Source organism: Micromonospora sp. NPDC049171 (assembly GCF_040648275.1).
In the GTDB taxonomy this organism is placed as follows: Bacteria; Actinomycetota; Actinomycetes; order Mycobacteriales; family Micromonosporaceae; genus Micromonospora.
The window spans coordinates 313,115-337,338 of record NZ_JBEZDJ010000001.1 but is presented as its reverse complement, the minus strand read 5'-3'; the positions used below and the strand labels follow the sequence as shown (position 1 = coordinate 337,338).

Annotated in this window: 18 protein-coding genes and 2 pseudogenes; 9 read left to right on the top strand and 11 right to left on the bottom strand. The window is 70.1% G+C overall.

The features are described 5' to 3' along the window. Nucleotides 1-19 precede the first annotated feature (19 nt). The 5 genes from AB0B14_RS01300 to AB0B14_RS01280 all read right to left on the bottom strand — a co-directional run bounded on the left by AB0B14_RS01300 (nucleotide 20) and on the right by AB0B14_RS01280 (nucleotide 10,839). Nucleotides 20-6,298: a protein kinase gene (locus AB0B14_RS01300; RefSeq protein WP_357520504.1), complete on the bottom strand. Its 6,279-nt coding sequence runs from the start codon at nucleotides 6,296-6,298 to the stop codon at nucleotides 20-22. A gap of 291 nt (nucleotides 6,299-6,589) precedes the next feature. After that, nucleotides 6,590-7,606 (bottom strand): LacI family DNA-binding transcriptional regulator, encoded by a 1,017-nt coding sequence (locus AB0B14_RS01295; protein ID WP_357520502.1) that lies wholly within the window; start codon nucleotides 7,604-7,606, stop codon nucleotides 6,590-6,592. A gap of 53 nt (nucleotides 7,607-7,659) precedes the next feature. After that, complete coding sequence (locus tag AB0B14_RS01290; protein WP_357064198.1) at nucleotides 7,660-8,496, bottom strand: carbohydrate ABC transporter permease; 837 nt, start codon at nucleotides 8,494-8,496, stop codon at nucleotides 7,660-7,662. Continuing rightward, entirely contained in the window at nucleotides 8,493-9,491 is a 999-nt protein-coding gene (locus AB0B14_RS01285; protein ID WP_357064200.1) for a sugar ABC transporter permease, read from the bottom strand. Before AB0B14_RS01285 ends, AB0B14_RS01290 begins: the two co-directional genes overlap by 4 nt. 52 nt (nucleotides 9,492-9,543) lie before the next feature. Next, complete coding sequence (locus tag AB0B14_RS01280; RefSeq protein WP_357520500.1) at nucleotides 9,544-10,839, bottom strand: extracellular solute-binding protein; 1,296 nt, start codon at nucleotides 10,837-10,839, stop codon at nucleotides 9,544-9,546. Between the two features lie 248 nt (nucleotides 10,840-11,087). On the opposite strand from AB0B14_RS01280, the gene AB0B14_RS01275 reads away from it, so the two are divergent. After that, entirely contained in the window at nucleotides 11,088-12,713 is a 1,626-nt protein-coding gene (locus AB0B14_RS01275; protein WP_357520498.1) for a glycoside hydrolase family 43 protein, read from the top strand. A gap of 33 nt (nucleotides 12,714-12,746) precedes the next feature. Here AB0B14_RS01275 and AB0B14_RS01270 read toward each other — a convergent pair whose 3' ends face one another. Continuing rightward, nucleotides 12,747-13,625, bottom strand: coding sequence for a dihydrodipicolinate synthase family protein (locus tag AB0B14_RS01270; RefSeq protein WP_357520496.1), 879 nt, complete (start codon nucleotides 13,623-13,625; stop codon nucleotides 12,747-12,749). Nucleotides 13,626-13,696: 71 nt separating this feature from the next. Here AB0B14_RS01270 and AB0B14_RS01265 point away from each other — a divergent pair, with 71 nt between their 5' ends. From AB0B14_RS01265 to AB0B14_RS01245, 5 genes are all read left to right on the top strand, one after another. Further along, nucleotides 13,697-14,635, top strand: coding sequence for a LysR family transcriptional regulator (locus AB0B14_RS01265; RefSeq protein ID WP_357520494.1), 939 nt, complete (start codon nucleotides 13,697-13,699; stop codon nucleotides 14,633-14,635). A gap of 145 nt (nucleotides 14,636-14,780) precedes the next feature. Further along, nucleotides 14,781-15,995: a chitosanase gene (locus AB0B14_RS01260; protein WP_357520492.1), complete on the top strand. Its 1,215-nt coding sequence runs from the start codon at nucleotides 14,781-14,783 to the stop codon at nucleotides 15,993-15,995. Nucleotides 15,996-16,113: 118 nt separating this feature from the next. Then, nucleotides 16,114-16,506 carry a MerR family transcriptional regulator gene (locus AB0B14_RS01255; RefSeq protein ID WP_357520490.1) on the top strand — a complete coding sequence of 131 codons (393 nt, stop codon included), beginning with the start codon at nucleotides 16,114-16,116 and terminating at the stop codon, nucleotides 16,504-16,506. Continuing rightward, complete coding sequence (gene trxA / locus AB0B14_RS01250; RefSeq protein WP_357064218.1) at nucleotides 16,476-16,823, top strand: thioredoxin; 348 nt, start codon at nucleotides 16,476-16,478, stop codon at nucleotides 16,821-16,823. The genes AB0B14_RS01255 and trxA overlap by 31 nt, the downstream gene beginning before the upstream one ends. A gap of 40 nt (nucleotides 16,824-16,863) precedes the next feature. Next, nucleotides 16,864-17,610, top strand: coding sequence for an MBL fold metallo-hydrolase (locus AB0B14_RS01245; RefSeq protein ID WP_357064222.1), 747 nt, complete (start codon nucleotides 16,864-16,866; stop codon nucleotides 17,608-17,610). On the opposite strand, the gene AB0B14_RS01240 is transcribed toward AB0B14_RS01245, so the two are convergent. The 3 genes from AB0B14_RS01240 to AB0B14_RS01230 form a co-directional block, all read right to left on the bottom strand. Further along, on the bottom strand, nucleotides 17,607-19,022 hold the full coding sequence (locus tag AB0B14_RS01240; RefSeq protein ID WP_357520488.1) for a HAMP domain-containing sensor histidine kinase: 1,416 nt from the start codon (nucleotides 19,020-19,022) through the stop codon (nucleotides 17,607-17,609). The genes AB0B14_RS01245 and AB0B14_RS01240 overlap by 4 nt on opposite strands. Before the next feature lie 5 nt (nucleotides 19,023-19,027). Beyond that, nucleotides 19,028-19,687, bottom strand: a complete 660-nt coding sequence (locus AB0B14_RS01235) for a response regulator transcription factor (RefSeq protein WP_357520486.1) — start codon at nucleotides 19,685-19,687, stop codon at nucleotides 19,028-19,030. Between the two features lie 73 nt (nucleotides 19,688-19,760). Next, on the bottom strand, nucleotides 19,761-20,192 hold the full coding sequence (locus AB0B14_RS01230; protein ID WP_357064498.1) for a cold shock domain-containing protein: 432 nt from the start codon (nucleotides 20,190-20,192) through the stop codon (nucleotides 19,761-19,763). Between the two features lie 264 nt (nucleotides 20,193-20,456). On the opposite strand from AB0B14_RS01230, the gene AB0B14_RS01225 reads away from it, so the two are divergent. Next, entirely contained in the window at nucleotides 20,457-20,963 is a 507-nt protein-coding gene (locus AB0B14_RS01225) for a nitroreductase/quinone reductase family protein (protein ID WP_357520484.1), read from the top strand. Nucleotides 20,964-21,038: 75 nt separating this feature from the next. On the opposite strand, the gene AB0B14_RS01220 is transcribed toward AB0B14_RS01225, so the two are convergent. Continuing rightward, nucleotides 21,039-21,167 carry a hypothetical protein gene (locus AB0B14_RS01220; RefSeq protein ID WP_357520482.1) on the bottom strand — a complete coding sequence of 43 codons (129 nt, stop codon included), beginning with the start codon at nucleotides 21,165-21,167 and terminating at the stop codon, nucleotides 21,039-21,041. A gap of 18 nt (nucleotides 21,168-21,185) precedes the next feature. Here AB0B14_RS01220 and AB0B14_RS01215 point away from each other — a divergent pair. Together AB0B14_RS01215 and AB0B14_RS01210 are read left to right on the top strand one after the other, a co-directional pair. Continuing rightward, nucleotides 21,186-22,435, top strand: a pseudogene (locus tag AB0B14_RS01215) (DUF222 domain-containing protein). A gap of 146 nt (nucleotides 22,436-22,581) precedes the next feature. After that, nucleotides 22,582-23,311: pseudogene (locus AB0B14_RS01210) on the top strand (helix-turn-helix domain-containing protein). Between the two features lie 25 nt (nucleotides 23,312-23,336). Here AB0B14_RS01210 and AB0B14_RS01205 read toward each other — a convergent pair. Continuing rightward, nucleotides 23,337-23,792: a GNAT family N-acetyltransferase gene (locus tag AB0B14_RS01205; protein WP_357520480.1), complete on the bottom strand. Its 456-nt coding sequence runs from the start codon at nucleotides 23,790-23,792 to the stop codon at nucleotides 23,337-23,339. Nucleotides 23,793-24,224: the final 432 nt, after the last annotated feature.

The following is a 24,224-nucleotide window of genomic DNA, read 5'->3' as shown; positions in this document are numbered from 1 at the left end:
GGTGGGGTGGGCGGAGAGGTCAGCCGGTGACGCTGGTCCCGAAGCAGTACGTGTGCTCCGCCGCGATGGCGGCCCAGTCGGCGTCGTACGGGAACCGGATCACGTCCCAGCCCACGTCACGCAGCCGCTCCTCGGCCTCACGGTCGCGCTGGGCCACCTCGTCGTACTCGTGGACCGGGCCGTCGACGAAGACCGCGACGGTCGCGCCGGGCAGCCGGTAGACGTAGTCGGGTTGGGCAAGCGCCTCGGTGACCAGGATCTGCGCCTCGTCGGGCAACCGCAGCCCGCGCTTCTTCAGCCAGGTGATGAGCTTGGCCTCCAGCGCGGTGTCCGACCGGGCGGTCAACCGGGCGAGCTGCTCGGTGCGCGACTCGCCCTGGCCGGTCGGCGCGGCGGCTGCGGCGGCGAAACGCAGCAGCAGGTCCCGCACGCTGTGCCGGTCGATGGACCGGTGGTTGAGCTGATTGCCGTAGGTGAGCAGGCACTCGTAGCAACCCATGGCACAGGGGCGTTCGGGGTGCGGTCCCTTCAGGTCGGTGCCGTCGGGGGCGAAGTGGCAGATGGCCAGGGCCTCGGCGGCGGCCCGCCGCAGGGCGGTCGGGTCGGCCTGCATCAACCGCAGCACGCCCGCCCCACCCTCGGCCGCCTCGGTGAACAGCACCCGATCACGCGGCCCCTCGTTCGGCGGCAGCAGCTCCGTGGTCAACTCCGAGTCCTCCAGCTCGAAGACGGCCTCGATGCCGCGCTCCAGCGCGTACATCAGCGACAGCGCCACCTCCTGGTCGACCGGTTCGTCGAGCTTGAGCACGAGGATGTTGCGCCGGTCCTCCACGTACGGGATGACCCGCTTCTTGCGGCGCTTGTCGTTGCCGTCGGCGTCGACCAGCGGCATCTCGCTGGAGTCGCCGGCCGCCTCCCCGGCGTCGCGCTCGTTCATCCACCGGCCGTCGGCCGGGTCGAGCCAGAACCCGTCCGGCTCGTCCGGCTTGGCCCGCACCCGCCCGACGTTCGTGATCCGGACGGTCGCCGAGTCGCCGTACGACAGGGTTGCCAGGCCCCCGGCGGCGTCGCCGACCAGGGCGTCGCGGCGACCGGGACGGGCACCGTGGTCGTGGAACCGGTACGAGGTGACCAGCCGGTAGCCGGCCCGGCGGCGCTCCTCCTCATCGGAGGAGATCCGCTCCCGGCGCTTGGTGTAGACGGTGTGCAGGTGCAACAGGCCGGTCGTCTTCTCCCCCAACGGCTGGTCGCACATCTGGCAGCGGTCGGCCCGCTCCTTGTCGTCGTGGTGGTAGCCGCACTGGCCACACCGGTTGGCCGCACCGGTGGTCACGTCACCCGCGGCGTCCGGCGGCAACTGGATCCGGGTGACCTGGTAACGCGCGCCCTCGTGGTAGATGAGCGCGCCGGGGCCGAACTCGCGGATCGCGAGGAAGCGGGGACGCTGGAGGTAGTCGCCCTCACCGGACCGACGCCCGGTGGTGGGCACGTAGGCCGCGAGCGGCAACCGGGGGAACGAGTAGCCGGGCAGGAAGCCCTCACTGGCGAGGTACCGGTACGGGTTGAAGTCCGACAACACCGACTTGCTGTCGACGCTCTCGTTCTTGAGCAGGTTGAGCTGGGTCTCGGCCTCCTTACGGCGACCCACCGCGATGCGCCGGTCCCGCTCGGAGAGGGTGTGGTCGAGGACCCGCCGGTTCTGCTCGGCCTGATCGACGAGCGCCGCCTTGAACAGGCCACGCCAGCGGTCGAACGCGGCGTCGAACCGGTCGGGGGTCGTCCGGACGGTGTCCTCGATCCACCTGTCGTCCCACCAGCTCGACTCGGCGTACTCGGTCAGTAGGCCGGCGAAGACCGTGCGGGCCGCACGGGCGGCCCGCTCCTGCGCCTGGGTGTCGTGCAGGGCGGCGGTGATGTGGTCGCGCAGCGCGAGGGCCGGGTTCGGCAACCGGGAGTCCTCGGCGTACGCGATGTCGACCGTCTCCGGGATGGCCCGGCCGAGCTTCAGGCCCGCCTGGGCCAGCCAGATCGCCTGGACGTGGGACCGGACAAGGTCCTCGTTGGCCAGGTCCAGCCGGGGCGGGGCGACAGCGCCGGCGACCATCCGCTCGGAGCGGCGGAAATAATACTGGTCGTGGCTGTTGCCGGTGGCACAGTAGGTGGTCACCAGCGCCGGCTGCCCGGATCGGCCGGCCCGGCCGCTGCGCTGGGCGTAGTTCGCCGGGGTGGGCGGCACGTTGCGCATCATGACCGCGTTGAGTTCGGAGATGTCGACGCCCAGCTCCATCGTGGGCGAGCAGTAGAGCAGTTTGAGGTCCGCGTTGCGGAAGGCGTCCTCACGCCGTTCCCGTTCGGTCGGGTCCACCTGGGCGGTGTGCTCGCGGGCGGTGAGGCCGGCGAGGGTGCCCGCGGCCTCCCGGTAGAGCCGGCGGAAGAAGGTGTTCACCCGAGGGCCGTCGTCGCCGGTGAAGGTGCGGGTCAGCGGGTCGTGGCTGCCCCGCTCGCCGGTGCCGGCCCGCCAGATCAGCGAGGCGGCCGACACCCGGTAACCGGTGCTGCTCGGGCCGGCCGGGCGGTGGAACCGGCCGGCGCGCTGCGGCGCGACCTCGATCCTGGTGACCAGGCCGGCGTCGGCCAGCACCTCCAGCACCTCGGCGATCACCCGCTGCGCGTCGTCGAAGCTCAGGCTGGTGCCGAAGTGGACCCGGCGCAGGTATTTGCCGAACTTGCCCCGCCCGGAGAGGAACAGCCCGGTGCGGTCCATCCCCCGCCCGGAGGGTTGCGGGTAGGCGATGCCGACCTTCGGGCTGTCGCTGACAGACAGCACCCACGGGTCGACGAGCCGTTCCTCGCTGGCCCGCTGAAGCGGGTCGAAGTCGTCGCGGAAATACTGGACGTCGATGGCGAGGGAACGGCGCATCTCGTTGAGCAGCGCGCGCATGATGTCGATGCGGGTGGCCGCCTCGGCGTGCCGCAGCGGCTCATGGGTCCTCGACCAGCGGTCCTCGTTGCCGGCCAGCCAGTCGAGATCCTGATAGTCGATCTCCAGCAGCCCGGTCTGCTCCAGGTTGGGCATGGTGATCCGCCAACCCCGTTCGAGGTCGAGGTAGAGGCGGAAGGCGACGACGTCCCGTAGCGTCCGGGCCGCCGCCTTCGCCAGTGCCGGCGGCAGGTCGTTGCCCCGGGCGTAGTCGGCCTCGCGCAGGCCCAGGGCGGCCGTCACCGCCGTCGCGAGATCCTCGTGGGTGACGCCCTCCCGGCCGGCCGTGCGGGCCGCCTGGTAGAGCGCTCCGCGGAGCTGGGTGATCTGCACGAAGTCGTTGAAGTGCCCGGCCTGGAGCGAGGCGTCCTGCCGGTTGTCGACGAAGGTCAACAGCTTGCGCGCCTTCGGGTCCAGCGCCTCCGGCGGCGCGCTCATCAGCGACCGGACGATGGACGCGGAGACCAACGAGGTCGCCGAGGACCGCCCCTCCTGGTCGAGGGTGGCGAGCTTGGCGAAGTCCCTGCCCCGGACCTGCTCGTACGCCACCCCGCAGTGGGCGCAGAACAGGAACGGCGACGGGATGAACGCGGCCCGCAGCGCACCCCGACCCTCATAGCCGTACGGGTCGACGGTGACGGCGGTCGGCAGCCGGTCCCGGTAGGAGGCGCGGACGGTCTCCTGCCCGTGCTCGTCGGGCTCCAACCACGACTCCGGAATACGCCGGTCCGCGATGACCTTCTCCCGGCTGGTCGGCCAGGGCCGATCGGAGTCGATGTAGAGGTAGCCGTCGGTGGCCTGGCCGCCCGTGCCGATGGTGTCGCGGCGGGGCTCGTAGACGACGCTGCCGTTACGGGTGGTGCGCCAGACCGTCAGGTACTCCTGGCCGCACTCCCGGCAGAACGCGAGCGGCAGCAGGATCTTTCCGTCCGACCCGGGCAGGACCAGCTGATAGTCCCGGGTGAGGTGGCGGGTGAGTTCGTCCTCCAGGGTGACGTAGACGGTGTCGCCCTTGGAGAGGAACTGGTGCAGCCGGAACGCGAACAGGGGTCGCTCGGTGACCGGGTGCCGTGCCTCCGAGCCGGCCTTGAGCGTGTGCCGGATCGCCCTCGCGCAGTCGACGACGGTGAGGTCAGCGGCATCGGCCAACTCGTTCGCAGCGTCCTCGATCTTGCCGGGTTTCTGCCGCACCAGGTGGCCCTCGGCGTCCACGCCGAGACCGAAGTAGGTCTCGATCCAGCGGGCCAGCGGGTCGTTCACCAGATCGGCGTAGGCGCGCGGCGCCCCGGGTGCCCGCAACCGCTCGACCGGCACGGTGTCGGGGGCGGGTCCGGTGGCGCGGACCAGGGTTTCACCGATGACGTTTTCGGGGGTGACCGCACTGCCGAACAGGGTGCTGGCGACCCGTGCGACGACGTCCCTCTGGTCGTCGGCGCTGCCCTCGCTGGAGATGGTGGCGGAGGTGCCGATGCACTGGAGAGCCTCCGCCTCGCAGGCTTCCCGGACCCGACGGATCAGCAGGGCCACGTCGGCGCCCTGCCGACCCCGGTAGGTGTGCAGCTCGTCGAAGACGAGGAACTCCAGCCCGCTGGCCATCCTGATCAGCGACCGCCGGTCGTCCGGGCGGGTGAGCATCAGCTCCAACATCACGTAGTTGGTGAGCAGGATGTCCGGCGGGCTCTCGCGGATCTGCCGGCGCTGCTCGTCGCTCTCCTGGCCGGTGTAGCGGGCATAGCTGACCGGCTCCCGACCCGGGCCATAGCCGTCCTGGAGGAACTTGTCCAACTCCTTGAGCTGGCTGTTGGCCAGCGCGTTCATCGGGTAGACGATGATCGCCCGAACCCGCTTCGGCGCCTTTTTCTCCTCCTGACGGGCCTTGAGCACCCGGTCGACGATCGGCACGATGTACGACAGCGACTTGCCGGAGCCGGTCCCGGTGGTCAGCACGTACGACTCGCCCGTCTGCGCCCGTTCGATCGCTTCCCGCTGGTGCTGGTGCAACGTCAGCGGGCGACCGTCACAGCGCGTACCGCCAGCGGTTTTCTTGGCCTGGAAGATCCGGGCGCACTCCTCGTGCAGCACGCCCTGGCTGACAAGTTCGAGGATCGAGCCGCCGGTGGCGAAGAACGGATTGAGCGAGACCCACGGGTCAGGCCACTGCGACTTGGCGCTCAGGTCATCTTCGACGAACAGCGCGATCTGGTCGTCGCGGATGACCGTGCCGCCCTGGGTGAACGCGCGGTAGTCCTTGATGAGCTGCTGGTGCACACCGAAGACATCCATGCCCAAGCTGGGTACGTCGGCGGCCTCGTCCTCCTCGCGGGCCTCGCCCATCCCCGACAGTGCGACGGCGTCGACGGCGGCCCGTGCCCGCCGCAGGTAGTCCACCGGGTCGAAGGTCTCCCAGCCAGGGACCGGGTCGGTGCCGGTGGCGAAGGGCAGCAACACCTCCCGGACGGCCACCGCGTTCTCCGGTCGGTCGTCCGGTTCCTTGGCCAGCAGCCGGCTGATCAGCCGCACCAGCTCAGTCGGCACGTCCGAGCGCATTAGTCGGATCGGCGGAACCGGCTCGTGCAGGTGCTTCTGGCCCAACTCGAACCCGGACTCGCTCAGGAACGGCGGCACACCGGTCAGCAGCTCGAACAGGACGCAGCCCAGCGCATACAGGTCGGCCGCCGCGGTGACCGCCGCCGCGAGGAACTGCTCCGGTGCCATGTAGCGGGCCGTACCGACCGTGACGCCGGTGCTCGTGACCCGACCGGCCTCGTCATCGAGGATCCGGCCCATCCCGAAGTCGAGCACCTTGATCGCACCGGTGCGCAGCAGCATCACGTTCGACGGCTTGAGATCACGGTGTACGACCCCGGCAAGGTGCGCCGCCGCCAAGCCGTCCGCAATCTGTGCACCCATGGCCGCGACCCACGAGACCGGCAACTGCGGATGCTCGGACACCAGGTCCCGCAGGGTCTCGCCGTCCAACAACTCCATCGCGATGTACGGCGTCTCGTCCGCCCGCGCCGCCCCGGCGATGATCCGCGGCAGATGCGGATGCCGGAGCTTGCGCATGATGCGCACCTCGCGCTCGAACCGTAGCCTGGTCTTGCTGTCGGCAGAGGTGTCGATGACGACCCCGGCACGGCTATGCAGGATCAGCTTCAGCGCCACGATGCGGTCGCCGGAGTCCTCGCTCGCATCCATGTCCTCGGCACGGTGGACCTCGCCCATATTGCCTTTGCCGATCGCTCCCTGGAGCCGAAACCGCCCCGCGATCCGATCCTTCATCACCGCCACACCCAACGCCCCCAGCTCGTTGTCCATCGCAGCCGCGCCATGCACCCGAAGCGGGGGCCTGATTGCCCGCACAACTCGGGGGGTCCCACCGACAGGACTCTGTCCACCATGGATCGCGAGGTTTGTTTGCGATGTCGTCCGTGGAGTATTGCTGGCGCGCTACAGCGGCAAATCGTCCGGTTGGCGGAGATAGTCAACCGATGGTTCCGGCGCATGACGAGACCCCCTGCCGACCAGCGGATAGCCCGATCCGGCAGTACGGCGAAACGCTCTCGCGCCCTGTCGGATTGTCGACTCGAACCCGTCGACCCCGCGCGGTCAGCGCGGTGGTGCGGCACTGTCGCGGACGATGAGCTCGGTGGCGAGCTCGACCCGGGGGCTCTCGGTCCTCTCGCCGCCGGCGAGGCGCAACACGGTCCGTGCGGCCAGCATGCCCATCTCGGCCAGGGGTTGACGCACGGTGGTCAGCGGCGGGGAGCACCACCGGACCTCCGGCAGGTCGTCGAAGCCGACCACGCTGATGTCGTCGGGCACCCGCAGGCCACGTTTGCGGACCGCCTCGTAGACGCCGAGTGCCATCTGGTCGCTGGAGGCGAAGATGGCGGTGGGCGGGTCGGGCAGGGCCAGGAGCTGGGTGCCCGCGCTGAACCCGGACTCGTGGTAGAAGTTGCCGGGGCGGATGAGGCTGTCGTCGAGGGGGATGTCGGCGGCGCCGAGCGCGGCCCGGTAGCCGTCCATCCGGGCCCGGCTGCACATCAGGTGCGGTGGGCCGGCGATGAAGCCGATGCGGCGATGCCCGAGGCTGATCAGGTACTGGTTGGCGCTCAGGCTGCCCGCCCAGTTGGTGGCGCCGATGGTGGGTGACTCCTGCGGGTCGACGCCGGCGGGGTCGATGATGACCACCGGCAGGTGCAGGCGGCGCAGTTCGGCCTGCAACGGCGGGTTCACCATCGAGGTCACGAAGATGATGCCCTCGGTGGAGCGGGTACGCATGTTGTCGAGCCACTGCTTGGCCGAGGAGATGCGCCAGTGGATGGCCGACACGACGGTGCCGACGCCGCTGGTCTGGCCGACGTCCTCCACCCCGCGGATGATCTCCACGGCCCACGGGCTGTCCAGGTCGTTGAAGACCAGGTCGATAAGCGCGGCGTCGGTGCGCCGGGCCGGTGACCGGCGGCGGTAGCCGTGCCGGTTGAGCAGCGCCTCGACCCGTTCCCGGGTGGCCGGGGCGACGTCGGAGCGTCCGTTGATGACCCGGGAGACCGTGGGCACGGAGACACCGGCCAGTCGCGCGATCATCGCGATGGTGACGTTTCGGCCGGTCTCCGCGCCCACGGTCGCTCCTTCGTCTGCCTGGAAGCTTCAGGTCTGCTCGCGGTGGTGCGGTGTCACCCCTTGACGCTGCCGGTCAGGCCGCCGATGAGCTGTCGTTCGGCCACGGCGTAGAAGCCGAGGGCCGGGATCATGGACAGCACGACGTAGGCGAGCACCCGTGCGGTGTCGTCGGCGTACTGGCCCTGGAAGGCCTGGACCCCGACGGGGAGCGTCCACCAGCTCTGGTCGCTGAAGACGACGAGCGGCAGCATGAAGTTGTTCCAGCTGGTCACGATCGCCAGCACCGAGACGGTGGCCAGGGCGGGACGGGCCATCGGCAGCAGGACCCGCCAGAAGAACCCGAAGGAACTGCAGCCGTCCAGGACGGCGGCCTCCTCCACCTCGGCCGGGATGGTACGGAAGAACTGGCGCAGGATGATGATGGTGATCGGCAGCCCGAAGGCGGCCTGGGGCAGGATGACGCCGAGCGGGTTGTCCAGCAGACCCATGGCGCGCAGCAGGACGAACAGCGGCAGGATGGCCACCGCGAACGGGAACATCAGACCGATCGCGAAGAGGGTCACCAGGAACTCGCGGCCCCGGAACGCGTAGCGCGCGAAGACGAACGCGGCCATCGCCGCCGCGCCGACGACGATGACGGTGCTGGTGACGGCGATCAGCACACTGTTGCCGAGCTGTCGCCAGAAGAGCTCGTTGGCGAGGATGTCGCCGTAGTTGCCCACCCAGGGGTCGGGCCAGCCCAGCGGGTTGGTGGACAGTTGACCGTTGTCCTTGAAGCCGCCGAGCACCCCGAACCAGACTGGTACGACGATCAGCGCGCCGACGGCCACGCAGATCAGGTGCAGCACGAGGCTGCGGGTCCGCTGGGCGCGACTGGTCCTGGCGGTCATCGCTGGCCTCCCTGGTTGGTGATCGCGCCCTCGGTGTCCCGACGCAGGACCACGCGCTGGTAGAACAGGGCGAAGACGAGGCTCAGCAGGAACATGATGATGCTGATCGCACTGGCGTAGCCGACTTCGAAGCGGCGGAAACCGTACTCGTACATCGTCACGGCCATGGTCTCCGAGGAGTGGATCGGGCCACCGCCGGTGAGCACCCAGACCATGTCGAACAACTGGATGGTGCCGATGACCGACAGGAACACGCTGATCCGGATCGTCGGGCCCAGCAGGGGCAGGGTGACGTGCCGGAACGCCTGCCAGGCGGTGGCGCCGTCGGTGACCGCGGCCTCGGAGAGCTCCTTGGGGATGCCCTGTCGGGCCGCCAGGAAGAGCATCATGTAGAGGCCGAAGTACTTCCAGGACACCACCAGGAAGACGGCGAACAGCACGGTGTCCGGGTCGGCGAAGACGGCACCGGCGTCCGCGCCGAGCCAGCCGGAGAGCGCCTCGCCCAGGCCCCGGTTGGGTGAGAACACCAGGGTGAACAGGACTGCCGTGGTGACCTCGGACAGCACGTACGGGGCGAAGAAGATCAGCCGGTAGACGGCGCGGCCCCGCAGGGGCTGGTTGAGCAGCATGGCCAGGGCCAGCGCGGCGGGCAGTTGGACGGCCAGCGACAGCAGCACCAGCACGAACCCGCGCCACAGGTCGCCCCGGAAGGTGGGGTCGTTGAAGGCGCGCGTGTAGTTGTCCAGCCCGACGAAGTTCTCCGGCAGCCCGAAGCCGTTCCACTTGTAGAGGCTGGCGTAGCTGGCCACCAGGATCGGGGCGATGACCAGCAGCAGGAACAACGCCAGGGCTGGTGTGAGGAAGACAGCGAGGACACCGCCGCGGCCCGGCCGGGGCTGGCGGCCGCGCTGACGCGCGGTGCCCGGCCCCGGTGCCGGCGGGTCCGTCGCCGTGTCGCCGTGCCTGGTGTCCGACACGGTCGATGGCGTGGTCATGCCTACTCCACTGGGGTTTTGCGGCCGGCTACGGATGGGTGGGAGAGCATGCTCAGACGCTCTTCGCCACCTGCGTGATGTCCTTGACGATCTGCGCGGGCGACTTGTTGCCGGCGATGAGCTCGGCCACGCTGTCGTTGATCTGCGAACCGAGCGCGGGCGCGTACGCCTGGTCGAGGTAGAGCTGGAAGCCGGTGTAGCTGGCGAGCGTCGCCGCGACGGTCTTGGCGTTGGGGTCGGTGATGGCCGACGCGGCTTCCTTCACGGTCGGCAGCACCGCGCCGGTCTTCGTGGCCGTGCGCTGGTTGTCGGGGCTGAGCAGGAACTTCAGGAAGTCGACGGTGGCGCCTGGCGCGTTCTTGCCGATGGCGAAGCCGTTGCCGCCGCCGAACACCTCGGTGGCGGTGCCCTTTCCGCCCTCGACGGAGGGGAAGGGGAAGAAGCCGAGCTTGTCGCCGATGCCCTTCTTGCTGGTGGAGCTCGTCGCCTGCGTCGCCGGTGCCCACTGCCCCATCAGCTCCATGGCGGCGCCACCGTTGCCCATGGTGGCGGCCTGCCCGTCGGGCGAGCTGTACGACGCCCCGAGGAACCCCTTCTGGAACGGCTGGAGGTCGACGAGTTCCTTGAGCCGGTCACCAGCGGCGACGAGGTCGGGACTGTCGAAGTTCTTGTCCGTGACGGCCTTGCCCAGCGCGTCCTTGCCGCCGATGCGCATCGCGAGGTAGGACCAGTAGAAGTGCGCCGGCCACTTGTCCTTGCCGGCCAGGGCGATCGGGGTGATGCCCGCGCCCTTGAGCTTGCGGACCGCGTCGAGCACACCCGTCCAGGTGGTGGGTGGGGCGGTGATGCCGGCGCGGGTGAAGAGGTCCTTGTTGTACCAGAAACCGACCATACCGATGTCGAACGGAACGCCGTAGATCTTGCCGTCGATCGTGTACGGCTCCATGGCGGCGGGCAGCAACCCACCGATCCACGGCTTCACGTCGTCGGTGAGGTCCTTGACCAGGCCCGCGTCCACCTGCTGCTTGAGCACGCCGCCGCCCCAGGACTGGAAGAGGTCCGGCGGGTCGCCGGCCTGGGTGACGGTGGTGAGCTTGGCCTTGAAGGCCTCGTTCTCCAGGGGCTGGATGTCGAAGGTGACGTTGGTGTGTGCCGCCTTGTACTCGTTCGCGATCGCCGCCCACACAGGCAGCAGCGGGTCGGTGTTCTGGATGTGCCACCAGTTGATGGTCTGTGGCGCGTTCGGGTCGCTGGACTTGTCGTCACCGCCACAGGCGCTCAACAGGTATGCGCCGGCGCCGGCACCGGCGAGGCCGAGCAGCGTTCGGCGGGAAAGGTGCGCTGTCATGATCCATCCCTTCGGGGACTCACGGGGGTGCTCGGACGCCGGTCGAGCCGGCAGGGGGAACATGGATCTCCGGAACTTTCAATGCTTCGCCGGTATTACCGGTCGATGGCCGGCACGCTACGAGCTGTTGCCGCGACGGTCAAGACCTCTGTCCTATTGCGAAAAGACCGGCTAGCGTAGTCAGGACTTCCAGTGATCCTGGACCGCAAGTTTCCGGAAGTTCCAGACAGTCCCCCAGAGGAGCTCTCGTGTCGACCGACATCGCTGATGTGGTGACCGCTGCCCGGTCGATCCGCAATCCCGTCCTCGCCGGCTTCCATCCGGATCCGTCGATCCTGCGCGTCGACGACGACTACTACCTGGCCACCTCGACCTTCGAGTGGTATCCGGGTGTGCGTGTGCACCATTCGCGTGATCTCGTGAACTGGCGCACGCTGGGCGGGATCATCACCGACCGCCGCCTGCTCGACCTGCGCGGCTGCGGCGACTCCAACGGCGTGTGGGCGCCCGACCTGACGTACCACGACGGCCAGTTCCACCTCGTCTACAGCGACGTGGCCAGCTTCGCCAGCGGCTACTGGGATCCACAGAACTTCCTGGTCACCGCCGAGGACATCGCCGGCCCCTGGTCGGATCCGGTGAAGCTGCACGGGCGCGGTTTCGACGCCGCCCTGTTCCACGACGACGACGGCACCACCTGGCTGCTGAGCATGAGCGCCGACTGGCGACCCGGTCGGGACCGCTTCGGCGGGATCGAGATCCAACAGTACGACCGGGCCGCGCGCCGTCTGGTCGGCCGACCCCGCATCCTGTTCACCGGCACCCCGGTCGGGGTCACCGAGGGCCCGCACCTGTACCGCCACGACGGGTGGTACTGGCTCATCACCGCCGAGGGCGGCACCAGCTGGGAGCACCAGGTCACCGTTGCGCGGTCCCGGGAGCTGTTCGGGCCGTACGAGGTCCAGCCGGACGGCCCGCTGCTCAGCTCCGTCGGCCGGCCCGACCTGCGGTTGCAGAAGGCCGGGCACGGCAGCCTGGTCCGCACCCAGGGCGGCGAGTGGTATCTGGCCCACCTGGTGGGTCGCCCCTACTCACCGCTGGGCAGTTGCGTGCTGGGCCGGGAGACCGCGATCCAGCGGGTCGAGTGGCCCTCGAATGGCTGGCCCCGCATCCCCGGAGGGGTGCCGGCGGACGAGGTCGTCGCACCGGACCTACCCCCGCACCCGTGGCCGGCGGAGCCGGACACCGACCACTTCGACGCCCCCGAGCTGGGTCTGTGCTGGTCGACGCTGCGCCGGCCGGCCACCGACGACTGGATCGACCTGCGGTCCCGACCGTCGCACCTGCGCGTGCACGGCGGGCAGTCGCCGGTCGGCCGACAGGCCCCCAGCCTGGTCGCGCGACGCGTCGAGGCGACGCACTGCTCCCTGGAGACCGTGGTGGAGTTCGACCCGGTCGACCACCGTCAGCTCGCCGGCATCACCGCGTACTACAACACCCTCAACTGGCACCACCTCTACCTGACCCGCGCCGACGACGGGCGCACGGTGCTGGAGCTGCTCAGTTCCGACAACGGACGGCGCACCCCGTACCCCGAGCTGACCGTCGATGCCAGCGGGGTCGCGCGGGCGGGTCTGCGGGCGGTGTTCGACGGGCCGGTGGTGCGCTTCGAGTACGACCTCGGCGCGGGTTGGCAGCGGTTGCCGGTCGACCTGGACGCGACGATCCTGTCCGACGAGCACGCCGCGCTGATCATCGACGGGGAGCCGGCGGCGTGGGGCTTCACCGGGGCGTTCGTCGGCCTGTGGGTGCAGGATCTGGGTGGCGACGGGGTGTACGCCGACTTCGACCGGGCCACCTATCGGGAGCACTGACCGTGCGGACGCCGCCCGGCGGGTGCCGTCCGGTCACCTGGGCGCGCTCGTCAGCTCGTCCAGGTGCCGGAGCGCCCGCCGCGCGGCGTCCGGACCGGCGGGCAGCAACGGCAGCCGTACGGCGGCCGTCGGGATGCGACCCCGCGCGTGGAGCACCGACTTGATCACCGTCGGGTTGGGCTCGGCGAACAGCGCCGCCGACAGGCCCGCGAGCCGATGGCCGAGCGACCGCCCACGGACGACGTCGCCGGCGTGCCAGTGCGCGACCAGCCGGACGAAGTCCGGGGCGGCGACCTGGGCCGAGGCCGCGATGGCGCCGTGCGCGCCGAGGGCGAGCAGCGGGGAGATGAGCGGGTCCTCGCCACCGAGCACGGCGAATCCGGGCCGGATGTCGGCGAGGAAGTCGACGGTGTCCCCGTCGATCCCGCCGGTGGCGTACTTGATGCCGATGACGCCGGGCAGGCCGGCGAGCTGCCGGAGATCGCCGGCGTGGAGGTGCTGCCCGGTGCGGTACGGGACGTGATAGACGACAAGCGGCACCGGGCTGGCCCGGGCGAGGTGGGTGAAGTGGGCAAGCACGCCCGCGGCGCCGGGCCGCAGGAACGGGGGCACCAGGCAGAGCGCCGCCGTCACCTCCGGCCGGTCGGACAGGGCGCGCAACGCCTCGACGCTGTTGGCGCCGACGAGCAGAGGTGCGCGGCGCGCACGGCAGACCGCGGCCAGGACGTCGAGCACCGCGCCGCGCTCCTCGTCGCTGAGAGCGGCCGGCTCCCCCGTCGTGCCGAGCGCGACCAGACCGGCCGCGCCGGCATCCAGGGCATCTGTCGCGAGGGCCGTCAGCGCGTCGGTGGCGACGCGCCCCGCCAGGTCGAACGGCGTGATCAGCGGTACGTACAGGCCGGTCAGGGTCATGCCTTCCACTCTCGGCCGAGCGACCAGGAAGGTCCAGTTCCGATTGCTCAACCAATACGTAAGCTGAGCTGATGCTTGACGTTCGCCGGCTGATCCTGTTGCGGGATCTGGCCCGCCTCGGCACCATCGCCGCGGTCGCCCAGGCGCACTCCTACACGCCGTCTGCCGTCTCGCAGCAACTGGCCGCCCTCCAGCGGGAGGCGGGCACCCGGTTGCTGGAGCGCACCGGCCGGCGGGTCGGTCTCACGTCGACCGCCGACGCGCTCGTGCGGCACACCGAGGTCATCCTCGCCGCGCTGGAAGCCGCCGACGCGACCCTGGCGGCAGCCCGAACCGGGGTGCGCGCAAGCGTACGCATCGGCGCCTTTCCCAGCGCCGTCCGCACCCTGCTCCCCGCGGCCCTGGTCAGCCTGGCCCGCGACCATCCCGCGCTCGACCTCATGATCACCGAGCTGGACCCGGTCGGCATGCCGACCGCGCTGCGGAACCGACGGCTCGACGTCGCCCTACTGCACGACTACGACATCGCGCCGGTCCCACCCGACCCGGCGCTGGACTCGATCGCGCTGCTGGAGGAGACGGTCTTCCTCGCCGTGCCCCGCAAGCCGGAGCACACCGCCGCCCAGCACAGCGCCGCCCAGCACAGCGCCGCCGAGCGCACCAGGTCCGACCCGATCAGCGGAGCACGCGACGCGCAGTGGATCGTCGGCAGCCCCGGCACGCTCTGCCACTCGGTGGCCCTGCACGCCTGCCAGATGGCGGGCTTCGCTCCGGCGGTGCGGCACCACGCCGACGACTTCGCCGCCATGCTCGCGCTTGTCGCCGCCGGCCAGGGCGTCGCTCTCGTTCCGCAGCTCGCCGTCGCGCAGCCCTCCCCACAGGTCCGGCTCCTGCCGCTGGCCATGCGCCGCCGCACCCGCGTCGCCTACCGCCGGGGTGCGGGCGGCCATCCGGCGGTCGTCGCGTGCGTCGCCGCACTCCGCAGCGCCACCACCGCCTTCCTCGGTTGAGCCCAGGTCGTCCACGATTGACTGTTGATCGACGTAGCACTATTTGTTAATAATGTTTCCTGATGCTCGCGGTGCCCGCCGGGGCCGATCGCCGCGCCGGGCACCGACCGGCCGGCGGCACGCCGCCCCTTCCCCGAGGAACACCATGGTGCGCAAGAGAACAGCCGCCTACGTCATGGGCAGCCTGCTGACCGGCGTCGCGGCGGTCGGCTACGGCCTGCCGTCGGCCAGCGCCGCGACCGCCGGCCCGATCACCGGTCTCGGCGGCAAGTGCGTCGACGTCGCCGGGGCCAATCCGGCAAACGGCACGCCGGTCCAGCTCTACGACTGCAACGGCAGCGCGGCCCAGACGTGGACGGTCGGCAACACCGACGCCTCGATCCGCGCGCTCGGCAAATGCCTGGACGTCACCGCCGCGTCGACCGCCAACGGCGCCAAGGTCCAGCTGTACGACTGCAACAACACCGGCGCGCAGAAGTGGACGGCCAGCAACGGCGCCCTGGTCAACACCGCATCGGGCAAGTGCCTCGACGTGACCGACCGGAGCACCGCCAACGGTGCCCGGTTGCAGATCTGGACCTGCGGGGGCACCACCAACCAGCAGTGGACGCTGCCCGGCGGGGGCACACCCAGCCCGACGCCGACCGCCACCGCCCCGACCGGCACCAACCTCGACGACCCGGCGAAGAAGGACGTCGCCATGCAGCTCGTCTCGGCCGCGGAAAACTCCTCGCTCGACTGGCGCGCGCAGTTCTCCTACATCGAGGACATCGGCGACGGGCGGGGTTACACCGCCGGCATCATCGGCTTCTGCTCCGGCACCGGTGACATGCTCGAACTGGTCGAGGCGTACACGCGTACCAAGCCAGGCAACGTGCTGGCCGGGTACCTGCCGGCGCTGCGCGCCGTCGACGGCACCTCCTCGCACGCGGGTCTGGACCCCAACTTCCCCCGCGACTGGCGGGCCGCGGCCACCGACTCGGTGTTCCGCGCCGCGCAGGAGGCCGAGCGGGACCGGGTCTACTTCAACCCATCGGTACGCGACGGCAAGAACGACCAGGTCCGGGCACTCGGCCAGTTCGCCTACTACGACGCGGCGGTCATGCACGGGTACGAGGGCATGCGCCAGATCCGCAACCGCGCCCTCGCCCGCGCGAAGCCCCCGGCCCAGGGTGGCGACGAGCGGACCTGGCTCAACGCGTTCCTCGACGAACGGGTCATCGAGATGAAGAAGGAGGAGGCCCACTCGGACACGTCCCGCGTCGACACCGCCCAGCGGGTGTTCCTCAACAACGGCAACTTCACCCTGACCACGCCGCTGGTGTTCGCCGTCTACGGCGAACAGTTCCGCATCGGTTAGACGAGTAGACGCTCAGGGTGCCGCCTCGCGGCGCCCTGAGCCGTCCCTGGGCGCGACCTTGCCTTGACGCTGACGACAAGGTTTAGCCTGGTCGCGACGGGCTGGTCGAGGAGGTCTGATGCTGATCGGCGAGCTGGCGGAACGGGCCGGCACGAGCACCCGGACGTTGCGCTACTACGAGGCCCACGGTTTGGTACGTCCGCAGCGCTCGGCCAACGGCTACCGCGTCTACGACGAGGCGGAGCTGCGGGTCGTCCAGGAGATCCGCGCACTGCTCGACGTCGGCTTCGGCCTCGACGACGTCCGTCCGTTCGTCGCCTGCCTGCGGGCGGGAAACACGTCCGGCGACGTCTGCCCCGATTCCGTGCTGGTGCTGCGACGCAAGCTCGCCGAGGTCGACGACTACCTCGGTCGGCTCACAGCGGTCCGTCAGCAGTTGCACACCCAGCTCACCCACGCCATCGCGCGCCGGGAGGAAACATGCCCCAGGAGACGACAGTCGGCTCCCTGACCACCGTCACCGATGCCACGTTCGCCGAGCTGGTGCTCGCCAGCGACCGGCCCGTCGTGGTCGACTTCTGGGCCGAGTGGTGCCCACCATGCAAAATGATCGAGAAGAGCCTCGTCGAGTTGGCCGGGGAGTTCGGCGACCGGATGGTCATCGCCAAGCTCAATTCCGACGACAACCCGCAGGCCACGCGGCGCTACCGGGTCATGTCCCTGCCGACGCTGCTGGTGTTCCGTCGGGGTGAGGTCGTCGGTTCGGTCGTCGGGTCCAGGCCGAAACTGCACCTGCGGCAGAGCCTGACCACGCACGCCGGGCTGTGACCGATCGAGACGTGTGTCCAGCACTGGCACACTGACCGCCATGACTGACTGGTTCACGCGGGCCGAAGTGGATACCGACGTCATTCGGATCTCGGAACCGCACGTCAACGAACTCCTGTCGGCGAACCTCTGGTGGTTGCGCGGCAACGATCGTGACATCGTGGTCGACGCCGGGCTCGGTGTCGTCGCCCTGCGGGAGGCGATCCCGGCCATGTTCGAGCGTGATCCGATGGTCCTGCTCACCCACGCGCACCTGGATCACGTCGGTGGCGCAGCCGAGTTCGCCGACCGGGCCGCCCATCCCGCCGAAGCGGGGCTCCTGGCGGCGGGCGTACCGGCGAGCCTCTACGGCGCGGAGCTCTACGACAAACTCGGCATCGACGCGGCGGGAGAAGCCGTCCCGGAGCTGATGATCGACACGTTGCCCGAGCCCGACTACGACCCGGCCACCTACCGCGTCGCCCCCGTCACCCTGCACCGCACGCTCGACGATGGCGACCGCGTCGACCTGGGCGGACGGGCGCTGACCGTGCTGCACCTCCCCGGCCACACACCGGGCAGCATCGCCCTGCTGGAGGAGGTCAGCGGGGCCCTGTACTCCGGCGACGTCGTCTACGAGGGCTATCTGATCGACGACCTGCCGAACTCCGACGTGGCCGCCTACCGACAAAGCATGGAGTTCCTCGCCGACCTCGACGTGTCAGTCGTGCATCCCGGCCACGGGCCCAGCTTCGACCGGGCACGCCTTCGCCAGTTGGCCGAGGCCTACCTGCGCAGGAGCGCCTAGACCCGCTCGTCCTGCGGGATGCGTACGGTGAAGGTGGTGCCCTCGCCCGGCACCGAGCTCACCTCGGCCGTGCCACCGTGCGCCTCGGCGATCGCCGCCACGATGGCAAGGCCGATGCCGGAGCCCTCCCGCTGCCGGCTGCGTGAGGTCGCGCTGCGGTAGAAGCGTTCGAAGACCCGTCGGCTGTCCTCCTCGGTCAGGCCCGGGCCGTCGTCGGCCACCTCGATCACCGCGCCGCCGTCCGAGGCGGAGACCCGGACCTCGGCGGCGGTCCCCGGCGGAGTGTGCCGGCGTACGTTGGACAACAGGTTGGCCAGCAACTGCCGCAGGCGCAACTCGTCGCCGGAGATCACCAGCGAGCCCGGCGCCCGCACGCTCAGCGGGCGGCCGGGCGCGATGGCTCGGGCGTCCGCCGCCGCCTCGGTGGCCAGATGGGTCAGATCCACCTGTTCCCGGTCCAGCGGGCGACCCTCGTCCAGCTTCACCAGCACCAACAGTTCGTTGACCAGTTGGCCCATCCGGGTCGCCTCGGACTCGATGCGTCGCATCGCGACCTTGAGGTCGGCCGGCCGGGCGCCGGCACCGTGCCGGAACAGCTCGGCATATCCGCGGATGGTCGCCACCGGAGTGTTGAGCTCGTGCGACGCGTCGGCGACGAACCGCCGCAGCCGCTCCTCCGAGGTCTGCCTTTCCTTGAAGGCGGTCTGGATCTGCACCAGCATCGCGTTGAGCGCCGCGCTGAGCCGCCCGATCTCGGTGTTCGGCCGGGCCGCGCGCACCCGCCGGTCCAGGTGCCCGGCACCGATGTCCGCGGCCACCTCGGCGATCCGGTCCAGCGGGCGGGTGCCCAGGCCGATCAGCCACCACGCGATCAGCACCATGGCGGCCAGGATGACCGCGGTGGCGACCGCCTGGGTACGGATGAGCTGGCGGTTCGCCACGTCGTAGCCGGTGAGCGGGAGGCCGACCTGCAGGATCGTCCGCCGGTCGGGCAGCCAGCCGGATCGCACCCGCCACTGGTTCGGCTGCTGGTCTGTCAGCGTGACTGTCGCGTACACCGCGCCGTCCGGTCTGCTCGTGCTGGGATCCTTCGGTTGCAGCCGGATCGCGGACGCCTGCCCGCCCGGATTCTGCAGGTCCAGCATCGGGGTGCCGTCCGGGGCCAGGATCCGCAGAAGCACGAACGGCTGACCGCCCGCGCTGGCCAGCCGGCCGCTGCCGGCGCCGGACGGGCTCAGCCCGGTGCCGTTGTCCACCTGCGCCGCGACCGCCGTGCTCAGCTGATCGAGCTGGGTGTCGGTGCGGGTCACCAGGAAATACCGCAGCGCGGCCAGGGTGGCCAGCGCGGCCACGCACATCCCGGCCGCCAGCAGCACCGCGACCAGGATGATGAGCCGGCCCCGCAGGCTCATCCGGCTCACTCGGCCGGCAGGCGCAGCGTGTAGCCGACCCGGGGGATGGTCTGGATCAGCGGCGGATCAAACTGGTCGATCTTGCGGCGCAGATAGCTGATGTACGTCGAGACCACGCCGTGGTTGCCACCGAAGTCGTACTCCCACACCTGGTCGACTATCTGCTGCTTGGACATCACTCGGCCGGCGTTCTGCACCAGGTAGCGCAGCAGGTTGAACTCGGTGGGGCTCAGGTCGATCACCACGTTCTGCCGGCGCACCACGTACGCCTCCTGGTCGATCACCAGGTCGGCGTAGCGCAACCCGCCGGTCGCCTCCGGCGGCGGCGCGGGCGCGGCCAACTGCGACCGGCGCAGGATCGCCCGGGCCCGCGCGACCAGCTCGTCCAGGCTGAACGGCTTGGTCAGGTAGTCGTCGCCGCCGACGCTCAGCCCTTCGACCTTGTCGGCGACCGTCCGCCGCGCGGTCAGGAAGATCACCGGAGCGAGGACGCCGTTCTCCCGTAGCCGCCGGCACAGGTCGATGCCGGAATCGTGGGCTCCGGGAACGCCGGGGACCGCCGGTGATCCGACGGCCTGCGCACAGTCGACCACGCCTGTCGGGTAGGCGGCGCCGCACTGAGCCTCACCCTCGGCTGTCTCCGCGGCTCGTTCGTCGTGGGACACACCCGCCAGAGCACGGCCCTGCGGGTGCCGTTCGCACCCGCAGGGCCGTGACTGACGTGAAAGGACCAGCGACTCAGCTCTCGACCCAGCCGTGCGATCTGGCGTGGTCGACCAGAGCCTGCCGGATCGAGGAGACTTGGGCCGCGGTGAGCGTCGGCACCCGCTCGATCAGCAACTCCGTCACCTCGTAGGTGAACTCGCGCGGTGACAGGACGTCGCACATCCCGTCGTCGTCACCGGTCTGCCCGGTCCGCGTCGGTGCGGCGTCCGGAACCCGTTCCGGACGGGGAACCGCGACCGGATCGACGACCCGAAGGGACGCCACCTTCAGGCCACGGTCGCCGGCCTCCACCTCGTACTCGACACGCATGCCGGGATGCACGAGATGCCGCAGCTCACCGAAATCGTTGGCGTGGACGAAGATGTCCTCGCCGCCCTTCGACGGCGCGATGAAGCCGTAGCCACGCGTCTCGTCGAACCTGATGACCTTACCTGCCGCCCACACAGACACCACCCACTCCACCAACTCAACACTGTCCGCACATTGCCCGCCAACGGTAGCGGATTCCGCTCCCCGACGGGGGGACGGTCGGTCCACCGGCAATCGGGGCAACCGGCACCGGCATGCCTGGGGGAACCGCTCGCACCCGCCCTGGCAGTCAATCGTGACCCGATCGGACGTGTCGGATGCATAGACGGCCACTGGTGCGCCCGACGCCGTGGCTGGCATCCTGTTCGCACCATCGCCGGGCAGGTGTGGGAGGTCGTCGTGTCGATCGAGGATCGAGCGGAGAAGCCGAAGCTTCCGCCGCGCTGGTTCATCCGGACGGCCTGGTCCGTGCACCGGGGTCTCTATCGGGTCTTCCGCGGCCGGGTCGGGCTCTGGCGGCCCCGCCCGGACCGTTGGGGCACGTTACGGCTGACCACCACGGGTCGCCGCACCGGCCAGCAGCGCGGTGTCATCGTCGCGTACCTGGAGGATGGGCCGAACCTGTTCACTTTGGCGATGAACGGCTGGGGCGAGGGTGAGCCCGCCTGGTGGCTCAACCTACAGGCGCATCCGGACGCGACAGTCGACCTGGTGGACGGGCAGCGGCAGATCCGTGGACGCGCCGCGACCGGCGACGAACGGGCACGCCTGTGGGCGCGCTGGCGTGAGATCGACACGAAGCTTGACGCCTTCGCGTCGCTGCGTTCGTCCGAAACCGCCGTGGTGGTTCTCGAACCCCGCTCCGGCGCCGAGGGCGTTGCCGGCCACCCCCAGCCCGGCGCCTGACGCGGTCCCGCTCCCCCACTCCGTCGCTGGGCCACGCGGCCGGCGACAACACGGCCGCGCCCGACGTGGAGCCGATCAGCGCGCCGCTGGGCGGTGTCGGTCCCCGTCGGAGCTGTCGTCATCGTCGTCCTTGTCGACCTGTTTCTGCTCGGCCTTGACCACCGAGCGCAGCGATCGAGCACGACGAGGGAAAGTGTCGTACATCTGTTCTATTTTGTAGTCATGGTCGAGGAGTTGGCGCAGGCAGACGACGCGGTCGCCGCCTGCGTCGACGATGCCGCCTGGGCCCTCGCCGAGCATGAGCTGATCGCTGCTCTCGACGCCGCGCACCGCGTCGAGCAACGACTCGCCGCCGTCAAACTGGCGTTGGTGCGCGAGTTGGACGGTCGCGGCACCGCACTGACGCAGGGCGCCTCCAGCACGGCGGTCTGGCTGCGCGAGCGACTGCGGTTGACAGTTCCGGCCGCGCGCAAGCTGGTCGATCTCGCGGCCGGCGTCGACGCGGCCCCGACCGCCGTGCGGGATGCCCTGGCGACCGGCGCGGTCAGCACGGAGCAGGTCCGAGTCATCGTCGACACCGTCACCGCCGTGCAGGCGGCCGCCGGGCCGGAGGTAGCCGACCTGGCCGTCGGCATGCTGGTCGACTGGGCCGGCCAGTTCGACCCCACCCTGATGCGCAAGCTCGGCACCCGCATCCTCGACCACGTCGCACCCGACATCGCCGACGCCGCAGCCAAAGCCGCCCTGGAGGCCGAGGCTGCCCGGGCAACCCGCAACCGGCATCTCACCCTCTCCGAGCAAACCGACGGCCGGCTGCGACTCACTGGCACCCTCGACGCGGAAGCCGCAGCGCTGCTACGCGCCGCCATCGACCCCCTCAGTGCACCCGCCGGCCCGACGACACCCGCTGCGCCGGCCAACGCCGCCATGACGCCCTCGCCGACGTGTGCCGCCTCGCCCTGCGCACCGGTGAGCTGCCCGACAGCGGCGGCGACCCCGCCCAGCTCGTCGTCACCACCAGCTACGACGAGCTGACCCGCCAGCTCGGTGCCGGCGCACTCGACACCGACCTGCACCTCACCCCCGACACGGTGCGCCGACTCGCCTGCGACGCGGCCATCCTGCCCGCCGTGCTCGGCAGCGCCAGCCAACCACTCGACGTCGGCCGACAACGCCGCCTCATCACCGGCCCCCTCCGGCGCGCCCTCGTGCTGCGCGACCGGGGCTGTGCCTTCCCCGGCTGCGACCGCCCACCACGCTGGTGCGACGCCCACCACATCCGCCACTGGGCCGACGGCGGCACCACCAGCCTGGCCAACGCAGTGCTGCTGTGCGGCCACCACCACCGACACCTACACCACAGCGACTGGGTCGTGCGGCTCGGCGGCGACGGCCACCCCGAATTCATCCCACCCGCCTGGCTCGACCCCGACCAACTCCCCCGCCGCAACCACTACCACCAACGAACATAGAAACGACCATTCGAGAATCATCGCTAGTGCGTTGACCATGAACGTTCACCGGGTCAGCGACACGCCGGGCGGCGTCCGCCGGTAGTCGCTGGTGAAGGCCCACTCTCGACGGCGGTGATATTGGCCATTGAGAGTGGGGTGGCGGGTTGTCCGAGCCGGTACGGGCACGGCGGTTGACGCAGGAGGAAGGCCGTAAGCTGCAACAACTCGTCCGCCGGGGCAAGCACGATTCAGTACGGGTTCGGCGGGCGCTGATCATCATGGCGTCGGCGTCCGGGACACCTGTCCCGGCGATCGCCCGGCTGATCGCCGGGCACGAAGACAGCGTCCGCGACGTGATCCACGCCTTCAACGAGATGGGTCTTCGCGCGCTGGACCCTCAGTGGGCGGGAGGCCGTCCCCGCCGGATCAGTGACGACGAGGAAGCGTTCATCGTCGCGACGGCCAAGGCCCGCCCGAGCACGCTCGGGCGGCCATTCACCTGCTGGAGCCTGCGCAAACTCGCCGACTACCTGGCCACCGACGCCGCCCGGCGGGTGGTCATCGGCCGGGAACGGCTGCGGCAGTTCGGCGAACAAGACCCCGGCCATCTGGGCCTGGGCCGCCCGCAACAACGTCGAGCTGTGTCTCACCCCGACCAGTGCGTCCTGGGCCAACCCCATCGAGGCCCAGATCGGGCCGCTACGCATGTTCACGATGGCCAACTCGAACCACCCCAACCGCACGGTCCTGGCCCGCGAGCCGCACAAATACCTACGCTGGCGCAACGCCAACGCCCGCCACCCGGACGTCCTGGCCGCGCAACGCCGCGAACGCGCCCGCGTCCGCAGCGAACGCCAGCAACGCTGGGGCCGCCCCCGCAGGAAAGCCGCCTGAACATCGGGCCCTGTGACAGCCTCGACTACAAGACTTTGGTCATATGCACGCTGTTCGGGTCCTCTGGGTAGTCGGCGAACGGCTCGCATCGGGTGAATCCGTACTTCGCGTAGAGCGCCCACGCCGGCGCAAAATGGTCATCCGCGCCGGTCTCCAGGTATAGCCGGGTGAAGCCGCGCCGGCGGGCCTCTGCCAAGACGTGTTGGAGAAGCGCGGAGGCCACTCCCCGCCGCTTCGCGGTCCGGGCGGTCCGCATCGACTTGAGTTCAGCGCTCGTGTTGTCCAGCTTCTTGAGAGCTCCACAGCCCACGAGTTCGTCACCGTCGTAGACCGACCAGAAGGTCACTGCGGGCTGGCGCAGCCCGTCGAGGTCAAGGGCATGCTTACTCTCGGGCGAGCTGACCGCTCGCATTTCATCGAGGTGCTCCTGCAAAAGCGCCTTGATCTCAGGCCCGGACAGGTCATCCACGACGATCTTCATTCCGCGATGGTAAGACGGCCTGCCCGGCAGCAGTGGCGACAAACTCACCGCGGGGCCACCAAGCCGGTAAACGTATGTGGTCACCGCACTAGCAGCAGTTCCTGGATGGCTCGCTGCGGAGCGGTGAGCAGGCGATCTTTGATGAGGGGGTGCCTGGCTGGTTGCTGCTCGGTGCCGTGTTCGTCGTGGTCGGCCTGATCACACCGCCCGTGGTGCGGTGGGCCGAGCGGACGCGGCCGTTCGCGGAGCAGACCGCCTGAGCGCCGGTGGCGCGCTCGGCTGAACACGCGGCGGGCCGGCCCCGGCCATCCGGAGAACCGGAAGCGTTGACAGCGGAGGCCGACATGGTGTGTTCGGTCAGATCCGCGCCGAGTTGGAACGCCCGGTGCCGTAACTTGACCTCAAGCTCGGGTGAGGTCCTAACCTCCACTA